7 protein-coding genes are annotated in these 12,128 nt (G+C 70.9%); 2 read left to right on the plus strand and 5 right to left on the minus strand.

Going from position 1 to position 12,128, the window contains the following annotated elements; all coding sequences use genetic code 11:
* Positions 1-56 precede the first annotated feature (56 nt).
* Together ACN268_RS28015 and ACN268_RS28020 are read left to right on the plus strand one after the other, a co-directional pair.
* Positions 57-1,292, plus strand: coding sequence for an RCC1 domain-containing protein (locus tag ACN268_RS28015; protein WP_421485954.1), 1,236 nt, complete (start codon positions 57-59; stop codon positions 1,290-1,292).
* A gap of 326 nt (positions 1,293-1,618) precedes the next feature.
* A complete protein-coding gene (locus ACN268_RS28020) occupies positions 1,619-4,069 on the plus strand; it encodes a ricin-type beta-trefoil lectin domain protein (RefSeq protein WP_421485956.1) in 2,451 nt (816 codons plus the stop codon).
* Positions 4,070-4,153: 84 nt separating this feature from the next.
* Here ACN268_RS28020 and ACN268_RS28025 read toward each other — a convergent pair whose 3' ends face one another.
* The 5 genes from ACN268_RS28025 to ACN268_RS28045 form a co-directional block, all read right to left on the minus strand.
* Entirely contained in the window at positions 4,154-5,185 is a 1,032-nt protein-coding gene (locus ACN268_RS28025) for a glycoside hydrolase family 11 protein (RefSeq protein WP_421485957.1), read from the minus strand.
* A gap of 469 nt (positions 5,186-5,654) precedes the next feature.
* A complete protein-coding gene (locus tag ACN268_RS28030; RefSeq protein ID WP_421485959.1) occupies positions 5,655-6,338 on the minus strand; it encodes a DUF5825 family protein in 684 nt (227 codons plus the stop codon).
* A gap of 11 nt (positions 6,339-6,349) precedes the next feature.
* The gene (locus tag ACN268_RS28035) at positions 6,350-8,332 is read right to left on the minus strand and encodes a RiPP maturation radical SAM C-methyltransferase (RefSeq protein WP_421485960.1); all 1,983 of its coding nucleotides are present in this window, start codon (positions 8,330-8,332) and stop codon (positions 6,350-6,352) included.
* Between the two features lie 246 nt (positions 8,333-8,578).
* Complete coding sequence (locus ACN268_RS28040) at positions 8,579-10,396, minus strand: prolyl oligopeptidase family serine peptidase (RefSeq protein ID WP_421485961.1); 1,818 nt, start codon at positions 10,394-10,396, stop codon at positions 8,579-8,581.
* Positions 10,393-11,721 carry an MFS transporter gene (locus ACN268_RS28045; protein WP_421485963.1) on the minus strand — a complete coding sequence of 443 codons (1,329 nt, stop codon included), beginning with the start codon at positions 11,719-11,721 and terminating at the stop codon, positions 10,393-10,395. Before ACN268_RS28045 ends, ACN268_RS28040 begins: the two co-directional genes overlap by 4 nt.
* Positions 11,722-12,128 lie beyond the last annotated feature (407 nt).

Consider the following 12,128-nt stretch of genomic DNA (forward strand, 5'->3'; position numbering starts at 1 on the left):
GGCGACGCTGCCTCCGCCGTGCAGAAATCGACGTTCGTCTGGGGAGAGAACAGAACATGATCGGACAACAGGACAGTCGGCTGTGGGCCCGCTGGCGACGGGCGGCCCGCACCGCCGGCACCGCGGCAGCGGTCTCGCTCGGGGTCGCCGCGCTCGCGGTGGGCTTCTCGGCCGGTGCGGCGGTCGCGGGTACGGCCGTCGCGGAGCGGGGCGCGTCCAACGCGGCCCTCGCCGCCGCCACGGTCTCCCAGGTCGCCACCGGTGACCTGCACTCCTGCGCGATCCGCACCGACGGGACGCTCTGGTGCTGGGGGGACAACTTCGGCGGCAAGCTCGGTGACGGCACCACCACCAACCGCACCACCCCGGTGCAGGTCGGCACCGCCACCACCTGGTCGAAGGTCGACGCCGGCACCAGCAACACCTGCGCGATCCGCACCGACGGCACGCTGTGGTGCTGGGGCGGCAACTACAACGGGCAGCTCGGTGACGGCACCACCACCAGCCGGAGCACCCCGGTGCAGGTCGGCACCGCCACCACCTGGGCCAGCGTCAGCGCGGGCGCCAACCACACCTGTGGCGTCCAGACCACGGGCACCCTGTGGTGCTGGGGCCTGAACCGCAACGCGCAGCTCGGCGTCGGCACGTCCCCCTCCCGGGCGACCAGCCCGGTGCAGGTGGGCACGGAGACCACCTGGACGAGCGTCACCACCGGGTACGCGCACAGCTGCGGCGTGCGTTCCGGCGGCACCCTGTGGTGCTGGGGCGACAGCACCGACGGGCAGCTCGGCGTCGGCATCCTCGGCTACCGGGCCACCCCGGCGCAGGTCGGCACCGCGACCTCGTGGGCGGGCGTGACGGCCGGGCACGCGCACACCTGCGCGAACCGTACCGACGGGACGCTGTGGTGCTGGGGCGAGAACGGGTACGGCCAGGTCGGCGCCGGCACCGGCGTGCAGACCAGCCCGATCCAGGTCGGCACCGCGACCACCTGGACGAAGGTAGACGCCAGTGTGGACTCGTCGTGCGCGGTGCGTACCGACGGGAGTCTGTGGTGCTGGGGCAACAACGGGTTCGGGCAGTTGGGTGACGGCACCACCACCCACCGGTCCGCACCGCTGCGCGTCGGCACCCTGACCACGTGGACGCAGAACCTGTCCGTCAGCTACCACAGCTGCGGCGTGCGTACCGACGGGAGCCTGTGGTGCTGGGGCAACAACATGTCCGGGCAGTTGGGTGACGGCACCACCACCCACCGCTCGACCCCGGCGCAGTTGGTCCTGCCGGGCTGATCCGTACGCGCCACGCCGCCGACCCGCGCCGCCGCCCATCCGGCGACGGCCGGGTCGGCGGTGTGCCCGCCTCCTGCCGGCGCGGGGCTCCGCCGGAACATTCGTCTGATCATTACAAAAGTCCCCGCGCGTGGTGGTTGTCGAAAGACGGCTTGATCGGCGGTTTTGCTCCACTGGCGACGTTGACCGGCGCGCGTTACGGTGCCTAACATGTGACGTCTGATCATCGATGATCAACGATGTCAGGGCCGCGCGGGTCGACGGGCAGCGTCCCGTCCCGCGCCGGAGAGCTTCGGGGCCGGAGACCGGCTGGGGAGGCGAGTCAGATGTTCAGTTCAACAAGTCGTCGACGGGGTGTGGGTGGCGGCGGGGCACCGCGTGGACCATGGCACAGCGGATGGCGTCCCCGGCGGTGGGCCGTATCGTTGCTCGGGGCGACGGTCGCGGCGGCGGCCGTGCTCACCGGGATCGCCTCGCCCGCTCAGGCGGCGACCGCGATCACGATCAACGGCGGGTCCGGCGGCCGGGCGCTGGACGGCATCGGCGCGGTCAGCGGCGGCGGCGGCAACAGCCGGCTGCTCGTCGACTACCCCGAGCCGCAGCGCAGCGACATCCTGGACTACCTGTTCAAGCCGGGCTACGGCGCGGCGATGCAGCTGATGAAGGTGGAGATCGGCGGTGACACCAACTCCACCTCCGGCGCCGAGCCCAGCCACGAGCACACCCGGGGCAGCATCAACTGCAACCGGGGCTACGAGTGGTGGATGATGGAGCAGGCCCGGGCCCGTAACCCCAACATCGCCCTGGTCGGCCTGGCCTGGGGTGCGCCCGGTTGGATCGGCAACGGCAACTTCTGGTCCACCGACTCGATCGACTACCTGGTGGCCTGGCTGGACTGCGCGGGCACCCACGGGTTGACCATCAACTACCTGGGCGGGTGGAACGAGAAGGGGTACAACGCCAGCTGGTACAAGAACCTGCGCTCCACCCTCAACGCCCGCGGCTACAGCAACGTCAAGATCGTCGCCTCGGACGACTTCGGCTGGGGCGCGGCCGACGAGTCGCTGCGCGACCCGGCCTTCGGCAACGCCGTGCAGGTCTTCGGCAGCCACTACGTCTGCGGCTACCGCAGCGCCCAGACCAGCTGCCCCAGCTCCAACAACGCGGTGTCCACCGGCAAGTCGCTGTGGGCCAGCGAGAACGGCTCCGACGACTACAACGCGGGCGCACAGGCGCTCGCCCGGGGCATCAACCGGGGCTACCTCGACGGCAAGATGACCGCGTACATCAACTGGCCGGTCATCGCCGCCATCACCCCGAACATCCCCTGGGCGACCACGGGCGTGGCGGTGGCCCAGCAGCCGTGGTCCGGCGCCTACTCGATCGGCAAGAACGCCTGGGTGATGGCGCAGACCACCCAGTTCACCGCACCGGGCTGGCGCTACCTCGACGCGTCGAGCGGGTACATCGGCGGCAACCGCAACAACGGCAGCTACGTCTCGCTGAAGTCCACCAACAACAGCGACTACAGCACCATCATCGAGACGATGGACGCCGGTGGCGCGCAGACCCTCGACTTCACCGTCACCGGCGGCCTGTCCACCGGCACGGTACGGGTCTGGTCGACGAACGTACGCTCCAACAACACCGCCGACCACTTCGTCCGCGGCAGCGACATCACCCCGAGCGGCGGGCGCTTCTCGCTCACCGTCCAGCCCGGCTACGTCTACAGCATCACCACCACCAACGGGCAGGGCAAGGGCACGGCGGTCAGCCCGGCGCAGGGCAACCTGAAGCTGCCGTACACCGACACCTTCGACTCGTACGCCACCGGCCGCGAGGCGCGGTACCTGATGGACCAGCAGGGCTCGTTCGAGATCGCCGGGTGCGCCGCCGGTCGCAGCGGGCAGTGCGTACGGCAGATGTCCGAGCAGGCACCGATCTACTGGACCTCCGGCCAGGCCGAGCCGTACACCCTGCTGGGCGACCTGACCTGGCGTAACTACACGGTCTCCTCCGACGTGCTGCTGGAGAAGTCCGGCTACGCGCAGCTCATCGGGCGCGGCAACACCTACAACCACCAGGGCCCGCAGAACATGAACGGGTACTACTTCCGGGTCACCGACGGCGGGGCCTGGTCGATCCGCAGCAACAACACCAGCGGCAACTGGCGCACCCTGGCCAGCGGCAACACCTCGGCGCTGGGCACCGGACGGTGGCACAACCTGTCGTTCACGCTCAACGGCAGCACCCTGACCGCCGCCATCGACGGCACCACCGTCGGCACGGCCACCGACTCCACCTGGGTCGCCGGCCAGATCGGGTACGGCACCGGCCAGGGCGTCACCGCCCAGTTCGACAACCTCTCGGTGACCGCCGTCGGCTCCCCGGGCACCCCGACCGGTGAGATCCGGGGTGCGGGCTCGAACCGGTGCCTGGACGTCAACGGGGCCAGCCAGACCGACGGCGCGGTGGTGCAGATCTGGGACTGCAACGGCGGCGCCAACCAGCGCTGGTCGCTCACCTCGACCAACCAGCTCACCGTCTACGGCAACAAGTGCCTGGACGTGGCGAGCGCCGCGTCGGGGACGCGGGCCCGGATCTGGAGCTGCACCGGCGGCACCAACCAGCAGTGGCGGCTCAACGCCGACGGCACGATCGTCGGGGTCGCCTCGGGGCTGTGCCTGGACATCAACGGCGGGGCCACCGCCAACGGGTCCGCCGTCCAGCTCTGGACCTGCAACGGCGGCAGCAACCAGCAGTGGATACGCGGCTGAGCAGCCACACCTGACGCAGCAAGCGGGCGGTCCCGGTGCCACCGGGACCGCCCGCCGTCGCGTGCGCTCAGGAACTGGTCGGGGTCAGGCCGTTCGACAACTGACCGTGGGCCAGGTCCAGTTTCCGTTCGCCATGATGGTGATGCCGAAGTTGTTGCCGTTGCCGTTCGGCCTGGCGGTGACGGTGCCGCTCGTGCCGCTGACCGAGGCGTTCCAGCTGTTCTGGATGCTCTGGCCGCCGTTCAGCCCGAGACTGACCACCCAGTTGCTGGTGCCGCTGACCGCGACGTTCAGGTTGAACCGGTCACCCCACTGCTCGGCGGCCGAGAGCACCGCGGTGCAGTTGCCGCCGGCGGGCGGGGTGGTCGGGTTGCCGGTCGGCCCGCTGGTCGGGTTGCCGCTGCCGCCCTCGCGGACGGTGATGTCGGAGCTGCCCTGGCTCTGGTAGCCCTCGGTCGCCATGATCTGGTAGCTGTGGTTGGTGCCGAGGTTCAGGCCGGCGCGGGCCCAGGCGTCGAAGTGGTTGGCGGTGGTGATGGTGCCGCTGCTGCGCTTCTGCTGCCGGACGCTCCAGTACTGGTAGAACGTCTGGTTGCCGTCGATCGACGGAGCGTTGACCCGCAGGCTGCGCAGGATGTCGTAGGTGCCGCCGTCGGTGGTCACCGTGCCCATCCGGGTGGCGCCGCTGCTCGGGTTGTAGTTGCCGAAGTTCTCCACCACGTAGTACTCGATGAGCGGGTTGCGGGTCCAGCCGTACAGGGCGAGGTAGGTGTTGTTGTTGCCCGGGTTGTAGCTGCCCGAGTAGCTGACCGTCCGCCGGGTGCCGGTGGCCCAGCCCTTGCCGCCGACCCAGTTGTTGGTGCTCCGGTCCCAGCTGCTGCTGTAGCGGCCGTCGGCGCGCAGCGTCATGCTGGCGTTGCCGCTGTCCTTCCAGAACGAGAAGAAGTAGCCGTTGTGCGTGCCGGTGAGGTTGGAGGTGAGGGTCCGGTCGTTCTCCGCGTACGCGTTGGGCGAGGCGATGAACGTGCCGGTGACGGCGAGCGCCGCGGCGCACGCGGCGCTGAGCAGCAGCCGCAGGCGACCGCTCCTTCGCGGTCGGGTTGAGGTGTCGCTCATGTACGTGTTCCTCCTCGTGACAGCTGGCGGACGCCAGCGACGCGGTACGACCCGGTGGACTGTCCGTGGCCAGGTGCGGCAGCCGGTCATTGCGTGGGTGCCACCATGTGGTGGTGGGCCGGTCGTCCAGCAGAACCGGGGGGACGGGTCGCGGTGGGTGGTGTCGACAGCATCGAGTGCCGTCGATGGCGACGGTAGGGTGTCGATGCTCCGCCTGTCAACAAGTTTCGGAAATCTTCCCGAAACATCGTCCTGAGCAGCGGTCCGACGCGGAACCGATTTCGACGGGTTGACGTCGGCTGTCACCGAGATGGGGCCGCGAAGGGCATGTGTTAATTCGGCCGCGAGGGGGCCACCTACCCTGTATACCCGAAACTTTCGGGAACCACCAGCCGGGGTCGAACGCGGGACCGCCCGCCCACCGGCCCGGGGGTGCGGGCGGTGGACGGGCGGGTGGGGCGTCGGACGCTCAGATCACCATCGACGGCAGGGGCCAGCGGCGCAGCCGGTGCGGCAGCCACACCAGCAGCTCGCCGATCTTCGTGACCAGACCCTCCGCGCCGAAGTCCCGGGCGATGGCGAGGTCGACCCCGGTGACGGCGGCTCCGTCCAGCAACTGGTCGAGCACCGCCAGGTAGGCCGGATCGTCGATGGTCAGCAGGTTCAACCGACCGGAACGGCGGTCACGCACCTGGACGAACCCCGGGCCCCGACGGAAGGTGCACTTGTCGAAGTAGAAACCCCTGACCCAGGCGTCGAGCTGCGCGACCGGGTCACCCTCGCCGCCCGGCGCGGGGAGCAGCTCGACCGGCGCCCGCAGGTGGCTGTACGGGAGCCACTCGTCGGCCTCGACGCCGGGCAGCCGCAGCCGCCAGTCCACGGCGATGCCGTGGCTGGTCAGCTCCCGGACCAGCACCAGCCGGCGGACCGTGTCGACGGCCGTCGCGTCGTCCCCGGTGACCGTCAGGTCCACCGCGTCGGGAAGGTCGACCCGGCGGACCCCCTCGGCACGCCAGCGGGCGACCGCGTCCGCGGCCGGCTCACGCAGCTCGGCCGGACCGATGGTCATGCCGGGAATGGACAGGACTGCCGGGTCGTGGTCCCGGGCGAGACCGACCAGGATGGGCCGCAGACCGGTGTCGGTGGTGGACACGTTCCCTCCCCTCAGACCGCGGTGAGCACGGCCGGCTCACCCGTCTCGGCGGCGGCTCCGGCCTCCGCGGCTGCCCGTTCCAGGTGCAGGTGGTCGATGCGCAGCAGATCCTGGTTCATCGCCTGCGGGGCGATCTGGATGAACTGCCCCGCGTCCTCGTAGACCAGGCCGAGATCGCGCCAGCGCCGCAGCAACGCCGTAAGGACCGGCTCGTCGACCGACAGCCGCCGGCTCAACGCGGCGATGCCGTGCGGCTGGTCGAGCTGCCGGAAGACGGCCACCTCGACCGGGTCGGTCAGCCGCAGCACGTGCCAGTCGAAGTGCTTGCGCCGGCTGACCAGCACGATCTCGTCGCCGAGGTCGTGGTGGGTGAGCCGGCTGCGGGCGTACTCGTGCTGCCACTGCGTGACCGCCCGGTCCAGCCGGTCGGCCGTCTCGCCGTCGATGCCCTGCGGCGGGACGTCGAACAGGTACGCCAGGTCCATCAGCTCCGACTCGGGCAGGTCGTAGATCAGCCGGTACTGCGCCGCCGGCCGCAGGTCGGTGAACCCGAGTTCGGGGCGGACGAAGAACGGGCTGAACCGTTCGATGGCGATCCGGGTGCTGCCGTCGGCCGGGCACAGGTGGTGCAGGGCCGGCATCTGCTCGATGACCGGCAGGTAGTCGGCGTCGGTCTCGCCCGGGAACCCGTACAGGTAGTTCCAGGCGATGGTGATCCCGCTGGTCTCGGCGTCGCGCAGCATCCGGATGTTGAGGCAACCGCTGACCCCCTTGTCCATCAGCTTGAGCACCCGGCTGCTCAGGCTCTCGATGCCGGGCTGCACGCTGACCAGGCCGGCGTCGGCCAGCGCCTGCACCTGCGGGCCCTTCATGTTCGACTTGATCTCGTACTGCAGGCGCAGGTCGTAGCCGGACTCGGTGAGCCGGGGCAGCAGCGAGGTCACGTAGCTCATGTCGAGGATGTTGTCGACGACGAACATGTCCAGCACCTGGTGCCGCTCGACCAGCTCGATGATCTCGTCGTAGAACCTGCCCGGGTGCTTGCTGCGGAACTGCATGAACGAACCGTTGAGGCCGCAGAACGTGCAGTGGTGCTTCTCGCCCCACCAGCAGCCCCGCGCGCCCTCGACGACCAGCCGGGGCTCGACCCAGTTGCGGGCCCGGGAGGCGGCCAGCCGTTCGAAGTAGCCCCCGTAGTCCGGGGCGACGATCTCGGCCGGCGGCAGCGGCTTGCTGCTCATCGGGTTCGCCACCGAACGGCCGTCGGTGTCGGCCCAGCACAGGCCCTCGATGCCGGTCAGCGCGTCCGCCGGAACCGCGCCGGCCGCCGGCAGGGTCGCGTCGGCGGTCGGCAGGGCTGCATCGGCGGTCGGCAGGGTCGCGCCGATCGCGGCGAGCAGCCGGGGGAACACCGCCTCGCCCTCGCCACGGACCACGAAATCGACGAACGCGAAGTTGCGGTGGATCGCGGCACCCTGCTCGCCGTCGCAGTTCGCGCCGCCCATCACCGTACGGATGCCGGGGGCCCGCTTCTTGACCGCCCGCGCGGTGGCGAGCGCGGCGGCGTTCTGTTGGAACGTGGAGGTGAAGCCGACCACGTCGGGTTCCCGGGCGACGATCCGGTCGGCCAGCTCGGCGACGAACTCCGGCGCCAACCGGTGCAGCTCCAGGTTGAGCGCGAGTTCCCGCTCCGTCATCTGGGTCCGGACGCGGTCGGTGAACTCTTTCACCCGCCATTGCGGATCGTCGTACAGCGCGGAGGAGAAGACCCAGTCGCCGCAACCGGCGAAATAGGTGAACAACGAGTAGTAGTAATAGTCGCTCAGCCCGAACTCCGTCCGGTCGACCACCCAGTCGACGAAGTCGAGATTCGCGTGGACCGCCTCCACCTCGGAATCCGGCAATTTCTGGCGGACACTGTTGGTGAGGATTCCAATCGCCAACGAGGGGACGTCGATGGAAGTCCAGGGCGTATTGACCAGCAGAACCCGCACGTGAACTCTCCTTTCTCGTGATGTCCGGGCCGGATGAGGGGGATACGGGGCGCGGGCCACCTGCCTGGGCGGATGGCCCACACCCCGTACGGCCACTAGAAGCTGACCTTGACCGTGACCGTGACCGAGACGTTCGAGGCCCGAAGCTGGTCGCGGTTGCCGTTGATCGGGTCGTTCTCGACAACGTTCTTGCGCATGTCGTTCACCTCCTTTCCGTTATCGAGGGGACCGGGTCACGTGCCGGGGTCAGCCCACCGGTCGCGCCATCGCGAGCGCGACCGGGGTGCCTTCGTCCTGCACGCCGTCGAAGTGCCGCTGCATGAACAGCAGCACGGTCTGCATCAGAGCCAGATGGCTCTGCGCGTCGAAGTCCTCGTGTCCGGCCCGCCGCCGGACCACCTGGTGCGGGATGCGGCGCTCGGCCAGCAGCCGCGCGTAGTGCTCCACCGGTGCCGGGGGGCAGCGCACGTCACCTGTGGAGACGGCCAGCAGCACCGGCGCCCGGACCCGGTCGACGTAGGTGACCGGCGAGGACCGGGCGTAGCGCTGCGGCACCTCGTCCGGGGTGCCGCCGAACAGCAGCACGTCCAGCGCCCGCAACGCCGGGGTGGCCGCCTCGAACGCGGCGACGTAGTCGGCCACCGGGCTGATCGCGATCCCGAGCCGCCACAGCTCCGGCTGCCGGCCGAGCGCGAGCAGGGTCAGGTAGCCGCCCCACGAGGTGCCCCACAGGGCGGTGCGCCGGTCCTCGACGACCCCCTCGGCGACCAGGTGGGCACGCACCGCGGCGAGGTCCTCCAACTGGGTGAGGCCGACCCCGGCGGAGAAGTCGTTGCGCCAGGCCGCGCCGTACCCGCTGGAGCCCCGGTAGTTGACCCGGACCACCGCGCAGCCGGTGCTGACCAGGATCTCGACCAGCGGGTCGTAGGCGTCGCGGGCGTGCTGGAACGGCCCGCCGTGGACCAGGAAGACGGCCGGCCGGGGGCCTTCCCGGTCGGCCGGGAGGGCCACCAGGGCGGGGACCGGGCCGCCCGGCCCGGGCACCCGGATCTCCTCGCGGCGGTAGTCCGCAGGTGCCGCGACCGCGTCCGGTCCGCCCGGGTCGGGCCGGCCACCGGGGGGTTCGGGCAGCTCCACCCCCCGCACGGAGCGCAGTTGCGGCGGGGTCACCGAGTCGGTCCACACGTAGGCGACGTCGCCGTCGGGCCAGACCGCGGCGTCCAGGACGCTGCCCGCCGGGGTGTCGACCACCGTCCGGGTGCGGGCGGCGAGGTCCACCTCGTGCAGAAGGGTGCGGGCGTGCCTGTCCTGCCGGACGAGCAGCCGCTGCCCGTCGGGGAACCAGCCGGCGGTGATCTCGGTGTCGAAGCGGCACCACCCGTGCCGGACCACCCCCTCGGCGGCGGTCCAGGTGGCCGGGAGGTAACCCCCCTCGTCCTCCACCACCAGCAGCAGCCGGGCCGGGTCGACGCCCGGCGCGAAGCCGAGCGCCCACACCCGACGGTCCGGTCCGCCGGGGATGCCGGCCACCCGGGTGCCGTCGGCGGTGAAGACTGTGACCGCCGGGTCGGTGGCGGCGTCGCCGCCGACCACCAGCAGCCGCCCGGCCGGGTCGAGGTCGACCAGGTAGGCGTAGCCGCCGACGTGGACGCGTTCGTCGACCCGACCGTCGCCGGTACGCAGGAAGACGGTCATCCCGCCGTCGTCGGAGAGGCCGACGGCGGTGGTGCCGTCGGCCGCCATCGCGATACCGGCGTGCCGGGCGGGCAGCACCGACGGCAGCGCCCCGACCGACCGGTCGGGCCGGTCGAAGTCGCAGGTCCGCCAGGTGCCCACGCCGCCGAGGTCGTCGTCGAACCACCAGATGGTGGCCCCCGCCGGGTCGAGCGCCGCCCGGACCGTGCCGGCCGGGCGGTCGGTCACCTGCCGGGCGGTGCCGGCGGCGCGGTCCCAGGCCAGGATCTCGCAGCGGCCGTCGGCGTCGCCGACGTAGACGGCCCGGTGCGGCGCGTGTTCGGCGACGACCGGCAGCGCCGGGTAGAACAGCCGGTGGCCGCGACTCATCGGTGGGCCTCCTCGGGGTCGGAGCTGGCCCCGGCGTCGCCGTCGGCGGTCTGCTCGCCGTCGGGGTCGGCGGCGGCGCTGTCGTCGGTGCCGACCGTCGCGCCGGAGCCGGTGCGGAGCCGGCGCGCGACGAGCGTGGTGTACGTGGCCAGCAGCGCCAGCGCGGTGGCGAACACCAGGGCGACCGTGGCGGGGCTGTACCAGGCGACCAGCACCCCGGCCAGCAGCGGTGCGGGCGTCTGGAGCACCTCGCCGACGGTGCCCATCACGGTGGCCACCCGACCCTGGAGTCCGTCGGGAGTCAACGCGATCACCCGGGACTGGAAGATCACCCCGAGCAGCGGGCTGAGCAGGAAGACCAGCCCGAACAGCAGGCCGTAGCTCCAGGTCTGCCGGGCCTGGGACATCGCGACGACCAGCCCGACCATGGCCCATGAGGCGAACACGATGACGGTGACCGGCCGGACCCGGCTGAAGACCATCGGGGCGGCCAGCGCGCCGACGAGGCCGCCGACGCTGGCGATGGTGAGGATCAGGCCGATCGACGCGGCCGGTGCGCCCTGCCGGCCGGCGGTCAGGATGGCGTAGTAGACCAGCGCGCCGAAGGTGACGTTGATGCCGGCCGCCCAGATCGTCACGAACCGCAGGAACGGCTGCCGCCAGACGAACCGCAGCCCCTCCCGCAGGTCGGTGCGGAACGAGGTGCGCTCCCTGCGCTCGGGGGTGAGGTCGGTGCGGATGGTGGCCACCAGAGCCGCCGCGACCAGGTAGGACACCACGTCCGCCAGGAACGGCAGCCAGCGGGCGAGCTGGTAGAGCGCGCCGCCGAGCAGTGGGCCGACGATCCGGGCGGCGTTGTTGCGGGCCTCCAGCCGGGCCAGCGCCTTCTGGTCGTCGGCGGGCAGCAGCCGCCGGATCGCGCCGGCACCGGCGGCCTCGTAACCGCTCTGCGCGACCCCCTCGACGAACGCGGCGGCGGCCAGCAGCCCGAGGGTCGGCACGCCGGCCGCGACGGAGACGAGGATCGCGGTCATCGCGCCGGCGGCGACCAGCAGCGAGACGACCATCATGCGTTGGCGCGGCAGCCGGTCGGCCAGCACCCCCGCCACCGGCGCGGCGACGAGGCGACCGGTGAGGGCCAGCGCGCCCACCAGCCCGGCCGCCGCCGGTGACCCGGTCACGGCGAGGGTGAGCAGCGGGAGCACTATGCCGGTGGCCTGCGATCCGATCTGGTCGATCGCTCCGGCGATCCAGTAGCGGTGGAAATCGCCGCCCCGGTGGGAACTCCCGCCCGGCTGCACCGCTGCGGTGGGGGTGGCTGTCATGACATCGGCCGCACAGTTTCCATGATTTTCCCAAATCCGTGTGCGAGGTCTTTCGGTACGAGTTCGCGTGATCCGGGTGACAATTACGGCCCGCAATGGGAGCGGGGTGCGTACGAGGCTAACAATGTCGTGTGCGGAAAGCAAGGATTCAAATACGGCCAGTTATGGCAGTTATTCGGTTGTGGGGATGATGGGCAGCTTGTGCACCTCTGTCAAAGTATCTGCACTACCCGTGTCGGCTGCCGGCCGCCGGGTGGCGTCGATTGTTTTCACCTCCGCCGGTATTTGTCGTGAATTAGTGACGTACGACGATGTCACAAGATGATGCCGCCATACCGGTTGACGATTCCGTGAATCCCACTTCGACCTGTCGACGGGGACCACGAACGGCCGGGCCGGTACGCGGG

Origin of the sequence: Micromonospora sp. WMMD735, assembly GCF_049178995.1 — a bacterium.
Classification (GTDB): domain Bacteria; phylum Actinomycetota; class Actinomycetes; order Mycobacteriales; family Micromonosporaceae; genus Micromonospora; species Micromonospora wenchangensis.

Bases quoted from the DNA above. Each gene is read 5' to 3' on its own strand.
- ACN268_RS28015 (WP_421485954.1), top strand. From the start codon at position 57: ATGATCGGACAACAGGACAGTCGGCTGTGGGCCCGCTGGCGACGGGCG.
- ACN268_RS28020 (WP_421485956.1), top strand. From the start codon at position 1,619: ATGTTCAGTTCAACAAGTCGTCGACGGGGTGTGGGTGGCGGCGGGGCA.
- ACN268_RS28025 (WP_421485957.1), bottom strand. From the start codon at position 5,185: ATGAGCGACACCTCAACCCGACCGCGAAGGAGCGGTCGCCTGCGGCTG.
- ACN268_RS28040 (WP_421485961.1), bottom strand. From the start codon at position 10,396: ATGAGTCGCGGCCACCGGCTGTTCTACCCGGCGCTGCCGGTCGTCGCC.
- ACN268_RS28045 (WP_421485963.1), bottom strand. From the start codon at position 11,721: ATGACAGCCACCCCCACCGCAGCGGTGCAGCCGGGCGGGAGTTCCCAC.